The organism is Achromobacter sp. Marseille-Q4954, assembly GCF_943737025.1.
GTDB classification, from domain to species: domain Bacteria; phylum Pseudomonadota; class Gammaproteobacteria; order Burkholderiales; family Burkholderiaceae_B; genus Achromobacter; species Achromobacter bronchisepticus_A.
Map to the genome: position 1 here is coordinate 300,794 of NZ_CALSFQ010000001.1, position 16,708 is coordinate 317,501.

At 63.4% G+C, this 16,708-nt stretch carries 15 protein-coding genes; 7 read left to right on the forward strand and 8 right to left on the reverse strand.

The window, feature by feature from the left end; genetic code table 11:
• Nucleotides 1–345 precede the first annotated feature (345 nt).
• The gene (locus tag NGK62_RS01365) at nt 346–729 is read left to right on the forward strand and encodes an H-NS histone family protein (protein WP_059379169.1); all 384 of its coding nucleotides are present in this window, start codon (nt 346–348) and stop codon (nt 727–729) included.
• 88 nt (nt 730–817) lie between these two features.
• Here NGK62_RS01365 and NGK62_RS01370 read toward each other — a convergent pair whose 3' ends face one another.
• A complete protein-coding gene (locus NGK62_RS01370) occupies nt 818–1,456 on the reverse strand; it encodes a DUF4136 domain-containing protein (protein ID WP_118932198.1) in 639 nt (212 codons plus the stop codon).
• A gap of 148 nt (nt 1,457–1,604) precedes the next feature.
• Between NGK62_RS01370 and pepN the strand changes: the two genes are divergently transcribed.
• Together pepN and NGK62_RS01380 are read left to right on the forward strand one after the other, a co-directional pair.
• Complete coding sequence (pepN, locus tag NGK62_RS01375; protein WP_059379171.1) at nt 1,605–4,310, forward strand: aminopeptidase N; 2,706 nt, start codon at nt 1,605–1,607, stop codon at nt 4,308–4,310.
• A 9-nt stretch (nt 4,311–4,319) separates the two neighbouring features.
• Entirely contained in the window at nt 4,320–5,342 is a 1,023-nt protein-coding gene (locus NGK62_RS01380; protein ID WP_059379173.1) for a class 1 fructose-bisphosphatase, read from the forward strand.
• Between the two features lie 88 nt (nt 5,343–5,430).
• On the opposite strand, the gene NGK62_RS01385 is transcribed toward NGK62_RS01380, so the two are convergent.
• The 4 genes from NGK62_RS01385 to alaC form a co-directional block, all read right to left on the reverse strand.
• Complete coding sequence (locus tag NGK62_RS01385; RefSeq protein WP_059379174.1) at nt 5,431–5,652, reverse strand: YgdI/YgdR family lipoprotein; 222 nt, start codon at nt 5,650–5,652, stop codon at nt 5,431–5,433.
• A gap of 179 nt (nt 5,653–5,831) precedes the next feature.
• Nucleotides 5,832–7,241, reverse strand: a complete 1,410-nt coding sequence (thrC, locus tag NGK62_RS01390) for a threonine synthase (protein WP_251877178.1) — start codon at nt 7,239–7,241, stop codon at nt 5,832–5,834.
• Entirely contained in the window at nt 7,238–8,542 is a 1,305-nt protein-coding gene (locus NGK62_RS01395) for a homoserine dehydrogenase (protein WP_118932195.1), read from the reverse strand. Before NGK62_RS01395 ends, thrC begins: the two co-directional genes overlap by 4 nt.
• A 180-nt stretch (nt 8,543–8,722) precedes the next feature.
• The gene (gene alaC, locus NGK62_RS01400; RefSeq protein ID WP_008164319.1) at nt 8,723–9,910 is read right to left on the reverse strand and encodes an alanine transaminase; all 1,188 of its coding nucleotides are present in this window, start codon (nt 9,908–9,910) and stop codon (nt 8,723–8,725) included.
• 361 nt (nt 9,911–10,271) lie between these two features.
• Here alaC and NGK62_RS01405 point away from each other — a divergent pair, with 361 nt between their 5' ends.
• From NGK62_RS01405 to NGK62_RS01415, 3 genes are all read left to right on the forward strand, one after another.
• On the forward strand, nt 10,272–10,733 hold the full coding sequence (locus NGK62_RS01405) for an Mth938-like domain-containing protein (RefSeq protein ID WP_059379176.1): 462 nt from the start codon (nt 10,272–10,274) through the stop codon (nt 10,731–10,733).
• Nucleotides 10,730–11,194, forward strand: coding sequence for a peroxiredoxin (locus tag NGK62_RS01410; RefSeq protein WP_054451079.1), 465 nt, complete (start codon nt 10,730–10,732; stop codon nt 11,192–11,194). Before NGK62_RS01405 ends, NGK62_RS01410 begins: the two co-directional genes overlap by 4 nt.
• Nucleotides 11,195–11,255: 61 nt before the next feature.
• Nucleotides 11,256–12,962, forward strand: a complete 1,707-nt coding sequence (locus NGK62_RS01415) for a PhoH family protein (RefSeq protein ID WP_059379178.1) — start codon at nt 11,256–11,258, stop codon at nt 12,960–12,962.
• 134 nt (nt 12,963–13,096) lie between these two features.
• On the opposite strand, the gene NGK62_RS01420 is transcribed toward NGK62_RS01415, so the two are convergent.
• Nucleotides 13,097–14,518: a carbohydrate porin gene (locus NGK62_RS01420; protein WP_251877180.1), complete on the reverse strand. Its 1,422-nt coding sequence runs from the start codon at nt 14,516–14,518 to the stop codon at nt 13,097–13,099.
• A gap of 421 nt (nt 14,519–14,939) precedes the next feature.
• Between NGK62_RS01420 and NGK62_RS01425 the strand changes: the two genes are divergently transcribed.
• Nucleotides 14,940–15,644, forward strand: a complete 705-nt coding sequence (locus NGK62_RS01425) for a TetR/AcrR family transcriptional regulator (protein WP_251877183.1) — start codon at nt 14,940–14,942, stop codon at nt 15,642–15,644.
• A 71-nt stretch (nt 15,645–15,715) separates the two neighbouring features.
• Here the strand turns inward: NGK62_RS01425 and NGK62_RS01430 are convergent, their stop codons facing one another.
• Together NGK62_RS01430 and NGK62_RS01435 are read right to left on the reverse strand one after the other, a co-directional pair.
• Nucleotides 15,716–15,847, reverse strand: a complete 132-nt coding sequence (locus NGK62_RS01430) for an entericidin A/B family lipoprotein (protein WP_042792660.1) — start codon at nt 15,845–15,847, stop codon at nt 15,716–15,718.
• A gap of 42 nt (nt 15,848–15,889) precedes the next feature.
• Nucleotides 15,890–16,585: a fumarylacetoacetate hydrolase family protein gene (locus tag NGK62_RS01435; protein ID WP_042792659.1), complete on the reverse strand. Its 696-nt coding sequence runs from the start codon at nt 16,583–16,585 to the stop codon at nt 15,890–15,892.
• Nucleotides 16,586–16,708: the final 123 nt, after the last annotated feature.

Below are 16,708 nucleotides of genomic sequence, written 5' to 3' on the forward strand. Positions count from 1 at the left end.
GCCGCACCCGCGGCAGGTCCGATGCGGGACGTCAGGCCTGGAGCCCCGTATTTGCGCGCTTTGCGAGACAAACCGAACAGATGCAAGGGCATGCGCGGCTATTCGTCCGCCTCGTGAACCAATACCCCTATTGTTTCAAGTTGTCCCAAATTCGAGAATATCCTTCCCAATACTTGGCTCGTTGCAGGCACTCCCAGACCGAAAAACGGTATCGGACTCTTTTGATACAAAGTAATTGCATCAGAAACCAGGAAGTCAAGCCGTAACTTCTGTATTATGCGAAGCACAACAATTACACAATAACTTCGCCGGCGATTACAGCAGTTCCATAATCAGGAATAAACCATGGCCCGAGAATCCTACGCAGCACTGCAAGCAAAGATCGAAAAGGAAATCAACAAGCTACAAAAGAAGGCTGAAGTCCTGCAAACCAAGCGTCGCAAGCCCGTGATCACGCAGATCATCACGTCGATGCGCGAGTACGACATCACGCCTGAAGAGATCGTCGCAGCCTATGGCGCCGGCAAGCCCGCCCGCGCCGCCGCCGGTGGCCGCCGCAAGGCTGGCCCCGCTGCCCGTCCGGCCAACGCCGCCAAACGCGCCGTTGCGCCCAAGTACCGCCATCCTCAAACAGGGGAAACGTGGAGCGGCCGTGGCAAGGCTCCCCGCTGGCTCGCCGCGGAAGAAGCCGCAGGCGCAACCCGCGACAGTTTTCTTATCAAAGAATAAAAACCTATCCGCCAGTAAGAAAAAAATCGGCGCACCATATTGGTGCGCCGATTTTATTTAAAGACAGGCCCCAAAAGGCCGCCCGATTTCATTGCACCGGGAAGCGGATTTCGCGCTCCGCGCCATTATTCCCGGGAAAATTATCAAATATTGCGCGTACCAGGTACGGCATGGTGCGCAGGAAATCGTCGCGCTCGCTCAGTATGAAAGCGCTGGAACGGTATACCTCGGCGCCGCCGCGCTGCGTGTCATAGATATGCAGGGTGAGGGTATTGCGTTGCACGGCCATGGGTACGTCGACCCATTCCGGGCCCCAGTAGCCATACCCCGCTCCCCACGGCCGCGGGCCGTAGAAACCGCCATAGCCGTAGCCGCCATAGAAATATGGATCGTATGGACGCTGCACCATTATCTGGGTCTGCGTGGTGCCGTAGTTGAACGACACGTCGAAACGACCCTTTGCGCCGGGCTTGGCCTCGACCAGGCCGGTCGCGCCTATGCCGGCCCGCACCATGTCCTGATAGGACTGATATTCAAGATTGTTGTTTTGCGAAGCATCGGCAGCGATGAACTGGTAGGTCTGCCCCTCCACGCCCGCGGGCCATTGCTGAAAGGAAGTGACCCTCGCGGAAACCGTGGGAGCGGCACAACCCGTCAGGGCAAACGCCCCCGCCACGGCCAGCAGACCGGCCCAGCGGCGCATATTGAACATGGACAACCTCGACATTTGACACCTCTGCGGCGCGCGACGGCGCCATGATACTGACTTTGACTCAGACCGCTACAAAAAGTTTACGGTACGCCAAACGGCCCAGGGCGGTGCGTCATGCCCAGCCACTACAATAGAGCCTTCGTTCATACAGGACTGCAATCCCATGCGCACAGACACGCCCGTAACCGTATATCGCAAGGATTACCAGCCCTACCCCTACGACATTCCCGAAGTCGCCCTCGCCTTCGATCTCGCGCCGGACGCGACCGAAGTGCGCTGCACGATGCAAGTGCAGCGCAAGGCCGGGGCCAGCGCCGACGCCGCCCTGATCCTGGACGGCGAAGACCTGGAGCTCGTCTCGGTAGGCGTGAATGGCGCGCCCCTGCCCGCCGACCGCTATCGCCTGTCCGAACACAGCCTGGCCCTTTACGGCCTGCCGCCCAGCGCCACGGTGGAAATCGTCAGCCGCTGCAAACCGTCGGCCAATTCCACGCTGATGGGCCTGTACGTCTCGGGCGGCAACTTCTTCACCCAATGCGAGGCCGAGGGCTTTCGCCGCATCACGTGGTTCGCCGACCGGCCCGACGTGATGTCGCGCTACCGCGTGACCCTGCGCGCCCAGCCGGAGTATCCGGTGCTGCTTTCCAACGGCAACCTGCTGGCCACGCGCCAATTGCCCGACGGCCGCAACGAGGTCGAATGGGAAGATCCCTTCCCCAAGCCCTGCTACCTGTTCGCGCTGGTGGCCGGCAAGCTCACGCACCGCGAAACCACCGTCAAGACGTCCAGCGGCCGCGACGTGCTGCTGCAGGTCTACAGCGATCCAGGTTCGGAATCCAAGACCGAATGGGCGCTGGATTCGCTGGTGCGCGCGCTGCGCTGGGACGAAAGTCGCTTCGGCCTGGAGTTGGACCTGGACCGCTTCATGATCGTGGCAGTCCATGACTTCAACATGGGCGCGATGGAAAACAAGGGCTTGAACATCTTCAACGCCGCCTACGTGCTGGCGGATGCGGATACGGCCACGGACGCCAACTATGAAGGCATCGAATCCGTCATAGGACACGAGTACTTCCACAACTGGACCGGCAACCGCGTCACCTGCCGCGACTGGTTCCAGCTGAGCCTGAAGGAAGGCTTGACCGTCTTCCGCGACCAGGAATTCAGCGCCGACATGATGGCCCACGGCATGGATGCCGCCGAGGCCGCGAGCGCCCGCGCGGTCAAGCGCATCGACGACGTGGTGGCGCTGCGCGCCGCCCAGTTTCCGGAAGACGCCGGCCCCATGGCCCATCCGATCCGGCCTGAAAGCTACCAGGAGATCGGCAACTTCTACACGGCGACCGTGTACGAGAAAGGCGCCGAAGTCATCCGCATGCAGCACACCCTGCTGGGCGAGGCGGGCTTTCGCGCCGGCATGGACGAGTACTTCCGCCGCCATGACGGCCAGGCCGTGACCTGCGACGACTTCGTGGCCGCCATGGAATCCGTCTACGTGCGCCAGCATCCGGACCGCGACCTGTCCGTGTTCCGCCGCTGGTACCGCCAGGCCGGCACGCCGCGCGTGACCGTCAAGCTCGACCACGACGCCGCAACGCGCCGTTGCACCGTGACGCTCACCCAGGAATGCCCGCCGGTCGGCGTGGAAAAGAAGGCCGGCGCCGACTACGTAAAGGCCCCCTTCCACATCCCGTTCGCCATCGGCTTGCTGGACCGCGACGGCCGCGCACTGCCGCTGCGCCATGCCGGCGCGGTCCTGGACACCGCGCTGCTGGAACTGACGCAGCAAAGCCAGCAATGGATATTCGAGGATATCGCCGAGCGTCCTGTGCCGTCGCTATTGCGCGACTTCTCGGCCCCGGTCATCGTCGACTACGACTGGACCAACGAAGAACTGGCCCTGCTGTCGGCGCACGACGGCAATCCCTTCGCGCGTTGGGAGGCCGGCCAGGAATTCGCCACCCGCCAGATCCTGGCGCTGGCCGAGGCCCGCCAGGCCGGCAAGACCCTGCATGCCGACGCCGCCTTCATCGAGACCTGGCGCGCGCTGCTGACCGATCCGGCCCTGGACGCCGCCTACCGCGCCCGCGCCCTGGCCCTGCCGTCCGAAAAGACCCTGGCCGAACGCATGCAGCAGGTGGACCCGCCTGCCCTGGCGGTCGCGCGCGACTTCCTGCGTGCCGAACTGGGACGCCAGTTGGCCGCCGAGTTCCGCCTGGCATTCGACGACAACCAGACGCCGGGCGAATACAGCCCGGCGCCGGTTCCGGCCGGCAAGCGCGCCTTGAAGAACCTGGCGCTCAGCCACCTGATGGCGGCGGGCGAACTCGATGCCCAGCGCCTGGCCGAGCAGCAGTACGAGAAGGCCGGCAACATGACCGACAGCATGGCGGCGCTGTCCGCGCTGATCAATTTCGGCCAGGGCGACTTCCCGCATAAGGCGCTTGCCGCTTTCTACGACAAATGGCGCGACAACGCCCTGGTGGTGGACAAGTGGTTCGCCCTGCAGGCCGCGGCCCGCTCGACCACCGTGCAGACCGCGCGCGAGCTGATGCAGCACCCCGCATTCACCCTGCGCAACCCGAACCGCGCGCGCTCGTTGATCTTCCAGTTCTGCCTGAACAACGCCCGCGGCATGCATCACCCCGACGGCACCGGCTACGCCTTCTGGGCCGAGCAGGTGCTGGCGCTGGACGCCCTCAACCCCGAGATCGCCGCCCGCCTGGCGCGCGCGCTGGACAACTGGGCACGCTTCGTGCCCGCCCTGCGCACGCCCATGCAGGCCGCCCTGCAGCGGGTGCGCGCCCAGGAAGGCCTGTCGCGCAATGTGCAGGAAATCGTATCCAAGGCTTTAGAATTCGCAGCATAGGAGGTTCCTTTGAAACGTAAAACACTGACCCAATACCTGGTGGAGCAGCAGCGCTCCGCCCAAGCCCTCGCACCGGAAGTGCGGCTGCTCATCGAGGTGGTCGCGCGCGCCTGCAAGGCCATCAGCCATGCGGTAAGCAAGGGTGCGCTCGGCGGCGTTCTCGGCAGCCTGGAAAGCGAGAACGTCCAGGGCGAAGTGCAGAAGAAGCTGGACGTGCTGTCCAACGAAATCCTGCTCGAAGCCAATGAATGGGGCGGCCACCTGGCGGCCATGGCCTCGGAAGAAATGGAGACCATCCATCTGATCCCGAACCGCTACCCCAAGGGCGAATACCTGCTGCTGTTCGATCCGCTCGATGGCTCCTCGAACATCGACGTCAACGTCTCCATCGGCACCATCTTCTCCGTGCTGCACGCGCCGCATGACGTGTCGGGCGCGCCCGTGTGCGAGCAGGACTTCCTGCAGCCGGGCGACAAGCAGGTCGTGGCCGGCTATGCCGTCTACGGTCCGCAGACCATGCTGGTGCTGACCATCGGCAATGGCGTGGTGGGCTTCACGCTGGACCGCGAAATGGGCTCGTGGGTGCTGACGCACGAGAACATCCGCGTGCCGGAAGACACCAAGGAGTTCGCCATCAACATGTCGAACATGCGCCACTGGGCTGCCCCGGTCAAGCGCTACGTCGACGACTGCCTGGCCGGCACGACCGGCCCGCTGGGCAAGGACTACAACATGCGCTGGATCGCCTCCATGGTGGCCGATGTGCATCGCATCCTGACCCGCGGCGGCATCTTCATGTACCCCTGGGACGCCCGCGAACCCGGCAAGGCCGGCAAACTGCGCCTGATGTACGAAGCCAATCCCATGAGCTTCCTGGTCGAACAGGCCGGCGGCGCCGCGATCAACGGCACGCAGCGCATCATGGAGATCCAGCCCGACAAGCTGCATCAGCGCGTCAGCGTGATCCTGGGCTCGAAGAACGAAGTCGACCGCGTCGGCCGCTACCACGCCGAAGAAGCAGCCAAGCAGTAACGCTGCAGGCGCCCCGCGCCAACGAAAAAGCCCCGGCGCCTTGAGCGGCCGGGGCTTTTTTCATGGGCAAGCCATATCGGAACGGCGATCACTTCACCTGTTCGATGGACTTCACGTCGTCCTTGTTGATCTGGACCTTCTTGCCGTCCTTGTCGTATTCGTACATGCCCGAATCCTTGTCGTACTGGGGCTTATCCGGCGTCACGGTCGAGCTGCCGTCCCGCTGCTGAATGACCGACGGAGACGAGCATCCCGCCAGTACTCCGAATCCGGTCACGGCCAGGGCGAGCGTCATGGTCTTCAGTTTCATGGGCGTGTTCTCCGAAAGTGAATCGTGAATTCACTGTATCTGACACTGTCCCCGCATTCGTGACGGGTTGTGGTCAAAATGCATGCGAAGGTAAAGCTGCTGACCCGCCAAAATGAAAAAAACCCCTCGCAGGCCAAGCCTGCGAGGGGTTGCACACGCATACAAGACGCAAGCGGCCTTTACACCTTGGCGTTCGCCTCGATGACGCGACGCACGGCGGCCGCGTCGCAATCCATGATTTCGACGCGTTGCGGCAGGGATTCCAGATCCGCCAGATTGCCCGGGGGCGTGGCCGGACGGCCCAGGGCCTCTTCGATGGTTTCCGAGAACTTCGCCGGCAAGGCGGTTTCCAGGACCAGCATGGGCACGCCAGGCTCGACGAACTCGCGCGCGACCTTGACGCCATCGGCGGTGTGCGGATCGATCAGCACGCCGGTTTCATCGTAGACCGAACGGATCGTCGCCAGGCGGTCTTCGTGCGTGCTTGCGCCCGACACGAAGCCATAGCGCTCCTCGAACTGCGGCTTCAGGGCGGACAGGTCGAAAGAGCCGTCACGCGCCATGCCGGCCCACAGTTCCTTGACGCGGGCCGCGTCGCGGCCGACCAGGTCGAACACGAAGCGCTCGAAGTTCGAAGCGCGCGAAATGTCCATGGACGGGCTGGAGGTGGCGTAGGTCTGCTCGGCGGGACGCGGACGATAGACGCCCGTGCGGAAGAACTCTTCCAGCACGTTGTTCTCGTTCGTGGCCAGCACCAGGCGGCGAATGGGCAGGCCCATGCTGCGCGCGATGTGGCCGGACAGGATGTTGCCGAAATTGCCCGAAGGCACCGCGAACGACACCTGCTCGCCAGCCTTGCTGGTGGCGCGCAGCCAGCCATGGAAGTAGTACACCACCTGGGCGGCGATGCGCGCCCAGTTGATGGAGTTGACCGCGCCCAGACGGTACTTGCTCTTGAACTCCAGATCGCCGGCCAGGGCCTTGACGATGTCCTGGGCCTCGTCGAACACGCCGCGCACGGCGATGTTGTGGATGTTCTCGTCCTGCAGCGAATACATCTGCGCGCGCTGGAAGGCGCTCATGCGGCCATGGGGCGACAGCATGAACACCGCCACGCCCTTCTTGCCGCGCAAGGCGTACTCCGCCGCCGAACCCGTGTCGCCGGAGGTGGCGCCCACGATGTTCAGGGTGGTGCCGCGCTTGGCCAGCACGTATTCGAAGACCTGGCCCAGGAACTGCATGGCCATGTCCTTGAAGGCCAGCGTCGGCCCTTCGGACAGGCCCAGCAGCGACAGGCCGCCGTCCAGCGGACGCAGCGGGACGATGTCCTCGCTGTTGAAGGTCTGCTGGTTGTAGGCCGCGCGCGTCAGGCGGCGCAGGTCATCAGCCGGAATGTCGGTGGCGAACAGCGACAGCACTTCGAACGCCAGGTCGGCATACGGCAGGCCGCGCCAGGACTCCAGCGTTTCCGCAGAAACCTGGGGCAGTTGCTCCGGCACGGCCAGGCCGCCGTCCGGCGCCAGGCCTTCCAGCAGGATGTCCGAGAATTGCAGCGGCGTCATGCCGCCGCGGGTGGAGATGTATTTCATAGCAAATTTTCCACGCGCAGGCGCGTCACTTTCGAGCGCACGAACGGCAGGGCTTCGATGCGCTCGATCGCCTGATTGACGTTGCCTTCGACTGCCTCATGCGTCAGGAAGATGATGTCGGCGCCGCCGATGTGCGACGGCTGCTGGATCATCGAACCGATGGAGATGGAGCGGTCGGCCAGGATGCGGGCGATGTCGGCCAGCACGCCCGGCTGGTCGTCCACGCGCAGGCGCAGGTAGTACGAGGTGCTGACCTCTTCGATCGGCAGGATCGGCGTGTCGGACATGGCATCCGGCTGGAAGGCCAGGTGCGGCACGCGGTTGCCCGGATCCGCGGTGTGCAGGCGGGTCACGTCGACCAGGTCGGCCACCACGGCCGAGGCGGTGGGCTCTTCGCCCGCGCCCTGGCCGTAGTACAGCGTGGGACCGACGGCGTCGCCCTTGACCAGCACGGCGTTCATCGCGCCTTCGACGTTGGCCAGCAGGCGTTCGGCCGGCACCAGCGCCGGATGCACGCGCAGCTCGATGCCGTCCGGGCGGCGCTTGGTGACGCCCAGCAGCTTGATGCGATAGCCCAGGCGTTCGGCATGCTCGATGTCCTCGGCGGCTAGCTGCGAAATGCCTTCGATGTAGGCGCGGTCGAACTGGACCGGCACGCCGAAAGCCAGCGAAGCCAGCAGGGTCAGCTTGTGGGCCGCGTCCACGCCTTCCACGTCGAACGTGGGATCGGCTTCGGCGTAGCCCAGGCGCTGCGCCTCGGCCAGCACGTCGGCGAACGGCAGGCCGCGCGTACGCATTTCCGACAGGATGAAGTTGGTGGTGCCGTTGATGATGCCGGCCACCCACTGGATGCGGTTGGCGGTCAGGCCTTCGCGGATCGCCTTGATGATGGGGATGCCGCCGGCGACGGCCGCTTCGAAGGTCACCATCACGCCGCGCTCATGGGCCGCGGCGAAGATCTCGTTGCCGTGCTTGGCCAGCAGCGCCTTGTTGGCGGTCACGACGTGCTTGCCGTTGGCGATGGCTTCCAGCACCAGCTCGCGCGCCAGCGTGTCGCCGCCGATCAGTTCGACCACGATGTCGATTTCAGGATCGCGCACCAGCGCGCGCACATCGGTGTCGACCTGGATCGCGTCGCCCACGCGCGCACGCGCCTTGGCCACGTCGCGCACCGCGGCGCGGGTCACTTCGATGCGGCGGCCGGCACGGCGCGCAATTTCTTCCGCGTTGCGCGACAGCACCGACCAGGTGCCTCCGCCAACCACGCCCAGACCGAGCAGGCCGACTTTCATGGGTTTCATCGCGGCGCCTTCTGCGGGCGGGCGTTGAGGGGAATTCATTTCAGTTCTCCATAATGCTGTACGAGAGATGCCACACCCTATGCGGGGCTGCCCCCCTATCGGGATGCCGCGGATCCGGCTCCGCCGGTCCGCAGGCATGCCCCCTTGAGGGGGAAGCGCGCAGCGCTGCGGGGGTGGGCTCTACTTCAGCAATCCGTCCTTGCGGAACATGTCTTTAATGCCTCGCACCGCTTGCCGGGTGCGCTGCTCGTTTTCGATCAGGGCGAAGCGCACGTATTCGTCGCCATACTCGCCGAAGCCGATCCCGGGGGACACGGCCACCTTCGCATCCGACAGGACACGCTTGGCAAATTCCAAAGAGCCCATCGCCCTGTAGGGTTCGGGGATCTGCGCCCAGATGTACATGGACGCCTTGGGAATTTCCACATTCCAACCTGCTTCATGCAAGCCGCGCACGAGCACGTCGCGGCGGCTTTGGTACTGCGCCACGATTTCGTTCACGCAGTCTTGCGGACCGTCCAGGGCGGCGATGGACGCCACCTGGATCGGCGTGAACGTGCCGTAGTCGTGATAGCTCTTGATGCGCGCCAGCGCGTTGACCAGCTCGCGGTTGCCGACCATGTAGCCGATGCGCCAGCCGGCCATGTTGTAGCTCTTGCTCATCGTGAAGAACTCGACGGCGACATCGCGCGCGCCAGGCACCTGCATGATGGACGGCGCCACGTAGCCGTCGAAGGTGATGTCGGCGTAGGCCAGGTCGTGCACCACCAGGATGTCGTGTTCCTTGGCCAGCGCCACCACGCGTTCGAAGAACGACAGGTCCACGCATTGCGCGGTCGGGTTGCTGGGAAAGCCCAGCACCATCATCTTGGGTTTGGGAATGGACTCGCGCACGGCGCGTTCCAGTTCCTCGAAGAAGTCCACGCCCGGCGTCATGCGCACGGAACGGATGTTGGCGCCGGCGATGACCGCACCGTAGATATGGATCGGATAGCTGGGGTTCGGCACCAGCACGGTGTCGCCGCGGTCCAGCGTGGCCAGCATCAGGTGCGCCAGGCCTTCCTTGGAACCAATGGTGACGATGGCTTCGGAATCCGGATCGAACTCGACCGCGTAGCGGCGCTGGTACCAGTCACAGATCGCCTTGCGCAGGCGCGGGATGCCCTTGGACACGGAATAGCCGTGCGTGGTCGGACGCGTCGTCGCTTCCACCATCTTGTCGACGATATGCTTGGGAGTCGCGCCGTCCGGATTGCCCATCGACATGTCGATGATGTCTTCGCCACGCCTACGCGCCGCCATCTTGAGCTCGCCGGTAATGTTGAAAACGTACGGGGGCAGACGCTCGATGCGAGAGAACTTCCTCATGATGGGAATCCTTAGGGGCGATAAAAAGGGCGAAAAAACCAGGGCGCGAATGCGCGAAGGGGAAAAGGGTCCGAAACGCCGCACCGGCATGCGATTGCAGTGCAGCAAAACCCTGTAATCTAGCGCAAGGACGCCCGTGCGGCAAATGGCGAAAAAAAGGGGCCGATTTCACGTCCTCTCGAGGGAAATCGCGTGACAAGGAAGCCCCGTTTTGCCGCTGGGCCGCCCCAAGGCAAAACGCGCCCCCGCGGGGGCAGCAAGCGAGCGCAGCGAGTGCGGCGTGGGGGCTCCTCTCGTGGATACCCTGCAACATGGCGTCATCCCGATGCGCTATTATCGGGCCATATAGCCGGAGTTTTTATTGAAGCTGCATACCGATCCTGCGACGGCCGCTCTGAATACCGTCACCGCCTATGGTGATGGCTATATCGAGGTCAACCAGGTACGTTTTTCCTCCTCGGTCGCGTTCGGCCCCGAAGGCGAAGTGACCCACTGGCCCGTTGAGTCGCCGGCCGACATCACCCCCACCCTCTTGCGCCAGGCGGCCGGATTGTCCGAGCCCGTCCGCGACCCCATGGCCTTTCTGGACGAACCGGAAGCCAGCCCCAGCCGCCCCGCGAATGCGCCGGAAGTGCTGCTGGTGGGCACGGGCGCGCGCCAGCAGTTCCTGCGTCCCGACGTGCTGCGTCCGCTGCTGGCGATCGGCATCGGGGTCGAGATCATGGACACGCACGCCGCCTCGCGCACCTACAACATCCTGATGGCGGAGGGCCGGCGCGTGGTCGTGGCCCTCATCCCCCCCAACGGAGAATCCCAGAAATGACGCCGACCATAGGCAAACCCGCCCCGCTGTTCACCGCCGAAAGCACCATAGGTCCGATCAGCCTGGAGCAATGCCAGGGCCGCGCCGTGATCCTGTATTTCTATCCCAAGGACAACACGCCTGGCTGCACCACCGAAAGCCAGGATTTCCGCGACCTGCACGCCGAGTTCCTGGCGGCCAGCGCGGTGGTCATCGGCATCTCGCGCGATTCGTTGAAGTCGCACGAGAACTTCAAGGCCAAGTACGAGCTTCCCTTCCCCCTCATCTCCGACGCCGACGAAACCGTCTGCAATCTGTTCGGCGTCATCAAGCAGAAGAACATGTACGGCAAGCAGGTGCGCGGCATCGAGCGCAGCACCTTCCTGATCGATGCCTATGGCGTGCTGGTGCAGGAGTGGCGCGGGGTGAAGGTCCCGGGCCACGCCAAGGAAGTCCTGCAAGCAGCGAAGAGCATCGGTTAGCCGTCAGCACAGGTTTTACCCGTCAGGCGCTATAGCCGGCCCACACTGGAGAGTGACAAATATGCCGCTTCCGAAGTTGCCCACCCGTCCCGCAGCCATCCTGACCTTCCCCTCGGGCGAATCCGCCCGGGCGCAGGCCCGCAGCACCAAGACCGCCGCTGCGCGGTCCAGTACCCAGGCAGTCCTCGCAGGGGACGACGACAACGAGTTGCTCGTCCAGCCCGAACTCGAGGGCCTGGCAGCCCCGGCCCGCAAGGCGCAGATCCCGGCGCCCGCCCGCCAGGTGCCGCCGCCGGCGCCCGCGGCCCCCGCCCCGCGCGCCGAGACGCGCCGCGCCAAGACCGCTCCGGCTCCAACCAAACGCGCCAAGGCGCGCGCCCAGAACGAGCCGCGCAAGCTGTTCGTGCTGGACACCAACGTGCTGCTGCACGACCCCAGTTCGCTGTTCCGCTTCGAAGAGCACGACATCTTCTTGCCGATGATGACGCTCGAAGAGCTGGATCACCAGAAAAAGGGCATGTCCGAAGTGGCGCGCAACGCGCGCCAGGTCAGCCGTTCGCTGGACGCGCTGGTGCAGGACGCGACCCAGCTGGACGAAGGACTTGAGCTGACCAAGCTGGGCAACAAGGACGCCACCGGCCGGCTGATGTTCCAGACGACCGCGATCCACAGCACGCTGCCCTCCGACCTGCCCATGGGCAAGGCCGACAACCAGATCCTGGGCGTGGTCCGCGCCCTGCAGGAAAAGTACCCGCAACGCGAAGTCGTGCTGGTGTCCAAGGACATCAACATGCGCCTGAAGGCGCGCGCGCTGGGCATGGCCGCGGAAGACTACTACAACGACCAGGTCATGGAGGACTCGGACCTGATGTATTCGGGCGTGATGCAGTTGCCCGAGGACTTCTGGAACAAGCACGGCAAGGATGTCGAATCCTGGCAACAGGGCGGCACCACCTTCTACCGCATCCATGGCCCGCTGTGCTCGCAGTTCGTGGTCAACCAGTTTGTCTACTTCGAAGGCCAGATGCCGCTGTATGCGCAGGTGCGCGAGGTCAGCGGCAAGATGGCGGTGCTGGCCACGCTGCGCGACTACACCCACGGCAAGAACAACGTCTGGGGCATCACCGCGCGCAACCGCGAGCAGAACTTCGCCATGAACCTGCTGATGAATCCGGAATGCGACTTCGTGTCGCTGCTGGGCCAGGCGGGCACCGGCAAGACGCTGCTGGCGCTGGCCGCGGGCATCACCCAGGTACTGGAAACCAAGCGCTACACCGAAATCATCATGACCCGCGTCACGGTGCCGGTCGGCGAAGACATCGGTTTCCTGCCGGGTACGGAAGAAGAGAAGATGCTGCCCTGGATGGGCGCCCTGGAAGACAACCTGGACGTCCTTAACATGGGTGAAGGCGAAGGCAACGGGGACTGGGGCCGCGCCGCCACCATGGACCTGATCCGTTCGCGCATCAAGGTCAAGTCGCTGAACTTCATGCGCGGCCGCACCTTCCTGAACAAGTACCTGATCATCGACGAGGCGCAGAACCTGACGCCCAAGCAGATGAAGACGCTGGTCACGCGCGCGGGTCCCGGCACCAAGGTGATCTGCCTGGGCAACATCGCCCAGATCGATACGCCCTACCTGACCGAAGGCAGTTCCGGCCTGACCTTCGTGGTCGACCGCTTCAAGGGCTGGCCGCATTCCGGGCACGTCACGCTGCAGCGGGGCGAACGTTCGCGCCTGGCCGACTATGCCGGAGATGTGCTGTAGGCCCAGCCCCTACACTCCATGCCAGCATAGGCTTTGCCCATGAATGAACGCCCGATGAACCTTCATCGGGCGTTTTTTTTGCAGAGGCTCATGAGTTGTTCACGATTGCGTTCGCACAGGAAGCGCGAATGCCCCTACATGAACATGTTGAGCCCCACCAGAAAATTCAAGGCGTTCTTGTCCACGGGCACGAATGACGGGGATCGAATGAAGCTGAGCCCCGTGCTCAGATAGACGCCGGGATAGAGACGCGCCATGTAGGACACCATGGCCGCACTGCTCGAATTCGCCGTATCCACGCCCCTTTTCCCGTAGGCGTCCTTCGCGGTATCGCTGAAATCCGACCAGGTGACCGTGGCCGACAACATGTCATAGGGTCGCGATGGAAACGTGCCTATCGTGTATAGCCTGGCTTCCACGAATTTGGTGTACAGATTCTGATCCGGGGGAGCCAGGTGCAAGGAAAGGCCGGCGTACCATCCCTGCGCGGAAGATGAGTTGGGCGTCGGCCGCGAAATCTGCTGGTCTCCCGCGACATAAAGCGCGTAGTTGTTCGAACTACGCTCGCGGGAATCGAACCTGGCATAGTCGGACGTATTGAATATTCCCCCAATCCGGAACCATCTCGAGGGATTGTCGGGACTCGCTTGTTGCTTTACTCCGATTTCGTTGATGGCCAGCCATCCGCTACCTGGGGTTTTCCACTTCAGCCCATGCTGGTGTTCTGACTCTTCCGCCTCCGCGCCGTAGGGGCTGGTGCTGCGCTGAATTCCGGTCTTGTTGTAGAAGCCGCCAGATCCGTTGTAGGTCAGATTCACGCCCGGGGTGGCAAAAGGCAGGCGTGACAGGCCGACCTGAAAGGGAATGATGGAATTCATCCCTTGCGCCCCGACCGCCAATGAACCGCCAACGTACAAGCCCACGAACTCCAGGGCATTGCTGAGATAGCCTGCCTTCAACTCCCATTGACGGTTGTTGAAGGTGGTGAAGTACGCCAGCCGGCTCAGCGCGATGTCCGCCGAAGGCCCCTTCGGCGCCCAGCTCGCGTGACCCGTCACGGCGCTGAAAATCAATTGGCTTTGATCGTTTCCGTGCTGCCCCAGGTCATAAGTCAGGACTAGCTGCTGGGTCTCCGCGAACGTGGGAACCTGGCCGTTGTACGACTGCTTGCGATGCGTCCTCGGGTTTTCGCCCCTGAGGTCGTAAGCCGCGGAGTTCAAGCTGACGATCTGAAAGCCGATCCCGTGCCGCGCCAGATCGGAACGGAATCCGCCGGCGTCACGCAGCACCGTGTCCCGAATCGATGGAATCCGAACCAGCGCGCCCTGCTCCATCAGGCGCTCAAGAGACGCAAAATCAGACGCAGGCTGCGGCGCGGCGTCCACGGCAGAGGACTCGGATGATGGCCGTAGCTGAGCGACCGTTCCGCGCTCGAGCCCCGTTCGAGATTCAGAGGCATTGCAGTCCCATGCAATCGCCCCCATGGCGGCAAAGATCGACACAAGCGAGTGCGCCGGCACTTTGACCTGGCGCGAACTGATGATCTGGTTTGGCATGCGGCCTCCTTCAATCCCGGATTTCTCGCTCGTACTCCGCAAAATCCGGATTGTTTAGACATAACAATCGGGCATGTACGCATTGGTCATGGTCGATGCAAGAATTCGGGGAGAGGAGGCATCCCGATAGAGCGTCCGCAGCCGTCTCAATAGCCCGGGGCCAATTGAGATATTTCATGCCGACCGGTTTCGAAAGTTGATCACTGGGCGAACCACCTCCATTCCGTGCAGTCTCTGCTGGTCACGACGTTGTTGGCAGCGTTCGATGCACCCTGCTGATCGGTGTCTCGCCTCTTCAACGCCATATTCCCGGCCGGGAATATGGCGTTGAAGTTAGTGTTACGATGAACCCCAGTCAAGCAGGGTTTTCCTCAGGACGCGTCATGTTTTCCGCGCACAAGCGGGGCTTGAGGCGGCCTGCTTGTTGACCAAACATCACGCCGAAAAGACGATGAAAAAAGATGTTTTAGGGGAAGTTGAGCGCGGAAGAGGAGAACGTGCCGGCCTTGATCTGGCCCGGATCTTGCAGGCGGCAAGGCGCATCGGTCACGACAAATTGTCGATGCAGGCGCTTGCGGACGCGCTCAATGTGGACCGGAAGGCGCTCAACTACCATGTGAAAGATCGCCAGACTCTGCTGGCACTCGTCGCGAAGGACACACTGACTGCGAGCTTCAGCAGCGCCGACATCGCTCGCGCGCCCACATGGCAAGACGCATGCAGGACCTACGCGACCCACCTGGTCGACGCAGCCGTCGCCATGGGAAGCTTGGCGGAACACCTGCGCTTTGACGATTCCGAGTTGATGAGCTGGAACCTGCTGCCGACCGAGGAATTGCTCGAACAGCTGAATCGGGCGGGCTTCAGCGAAGCCGCCTCGGTGCGCTTGGCCGTACTGCTTGCCGCCCTCTGCGTTGGCCATGTGAAGGATATTTGGCAAGCCAGGTCGGCGGTTGAGCGCACCAGACCTCGCCAGTTGCAGAAATGGCTGGACTCGGTCGATGGAAAGTCTTATTCACGGCTACGCCAGGCCGTCGCGCTGGGAATCGACACCTACGGGCCTGAGCAACTCGATTTCTCACTCGGGGTTTTTATAGCGGGCGCCGAAGCACACCTTGCTTCTTAGCGCCTGAACGTACAAAGGCCTGAGCGGGGCGCGATCCCCGGCTCAGGCCTTCTCGAACCCGCCCCCGGCAATTACTTGTCGGCGGCGTTGGTAATGGCGTTGCCTGCCTTCGACATGTCCTTGCCCATGCCCGCGACGGTGTTGCAACCGGCGAGCACGAAGCCGAACACGACAAAGGCGGTCAGCACGATCTTGCTGCGCATGCTGGCGCTCCTGAAGTGGTGAAAACGGATCCGGGGCGTACTTTAAACGATCTGGACGCGCAGTTCACCCAGGCCTTCGACGCCGCCGGTGATCACGTCGCCTTGCAGCACGGCGCCCACGCCTTCAGGCGTGCCGGTGAAGATGATGTCGCCGGGTTGCAGCTCGAACAGGCCGGACAGGTAGGAAATGCTTTCCGGAATGTTCCAGAGCATCTGCGAGATGTCGCTGGACTGCTTGCGCTGGCCGTTCACGTCCAGCCAGATGGCGCCCTTTTCCAGGGTGCCGACGACGCTGCGCGGATGGATCGGGCCCAGCGGCGCGGACAGATCGAAGGCCTTGCCGATTTCCCAGGGACGGCCCTGCTTCTTCATTTCGCCCTGCAGGTCGCGGCGGGTCATGTCCAGGCCCAGCGCATAGCCCCACACGCAATCATTGGCCTGTTCGACCGGGATGTCGCGGCCGCCCTTGCCCAGCACCACGACCAGTTCCATTTCGTAGTGCAGGTTGGAGGTCTTGGGCGGATACGGCATCTTGCCGGTTTCGCCGTCGGCCACGCTCAGCACGGCGTCGGCCGGCTTGCAGAAGAAGAACGGATCCTCGCGGCCGGTGAAGCCCATTTCCTTGGCGTGTTCGGCGTAATTGCGGCCGACGCAATAGACGCGGCGCACCGGAAACAGCGCGGCGCTGCCGGCAACGGGAACCGCGACGGGCGGCTGAGGGGGCAATACGTAGTCCATGTTCACTCGACCTATGAAGAATACGTGGCCGGAATCCGGCAATAGAAAACAGCCAGCCCCGCGAGGCGCCCGCTACCGCGGGCGGCCTTCCCTGCGGGCGGCCAGACGATGAAAAGTCATCCG

What these genes read in the sequence shown, in the direction of transcription:
- NGK62_RS01435 (WP_042792659.1), bottom strand. Translation starts at nt 16,585, where the DNA reads ATGGACTACGTATTGCCCCCTCAGCCGCCCGTCGCGGTTCCCGTTGCC.
- NGK62_RS01365 (WP_059379169.1), top strand. Translation starts at nt 346, where the DNA reads ATGGCCCGAGAATCCTACGCAGCACTGCAAGCAAAGATCGAAAAGGAA.
- NGK62_RS01420 (WP_251877180.1), bottom strand. Translation starts at nt 14,518, where the DNA reads ATGCCAAACCAGATCATCAGTTCGCGCCAGGTCAAAGTGCCGGCGCAC.
- pepN (WP_059379171.1), top strand. Translation starts at nt 1,605, where the DNA reads ATGCGCACAGACACGCCCGTAACCGTATATCGCAAGGATTACCAGCCC.
- thrC (WP_251877178.1), bottom strand. Translation starts at nt 7,241, where the DNA reads ATGAAATACATCTCCACCCGCGGCGGCATGACGCCGCTGCAATTCTCG.
- NGK62_RS01410 (WP_054451079.1), top strand. Translation starts at nt 10,730, where the DNA reads ATGACGCCGACCATAGGCAAACCCGCCCCGCTGTTCACCGCCGAAAGC.
- NGK62_RS01430 (WP_042792660.1), bottom strand. Translation starts at nt 15,847, where the DNA reads ATGCGCAGCAAGATCGTGCTGACCGCCTTTGTCGTGTTCGGCTTCGTG.
- NGK62_RS01370 (WP_118932198.1), bottom strand. Translation starts at nt 1,456, where the DNA reads ATGTCGAGGTTGTCCATGTTCAATATGCGCCGCTGGGCCGGTCTGCTG.
- NGK62_RS01415 (WP_059379178.1), top strand. Translation starts at nt 11,256, where the DNA reads ATGCCGCTTCCGAAGTTGCCCACCCGTCCCGCAGCCATCCTGACCTTC.
- NGK62_RS01395 (WP_118932195.1), bottom strand. Translation starts at nt 8,542, where the DNA reads ATGAAACCCATGAAAGTCGGCCTGCTCGGTCTGGGCGTGGTTGGCGGA.
- alaC (WP_008164319.1), bottom strand. Translation starts at nt 9,910, where the DNA reads ATGAGGAAGTTCTCTCGCATCGAGCGTCTGCCCCCGTACGTTTTCAAC.
- NGK62_RS01385 (WP_059379174.1), bottom strand. Translation starts at nt 5,652, where the DNA reads ATGAAACTGAAGACCATGACGCTCGCCCTGGCCGTGACCGGATTCGGA.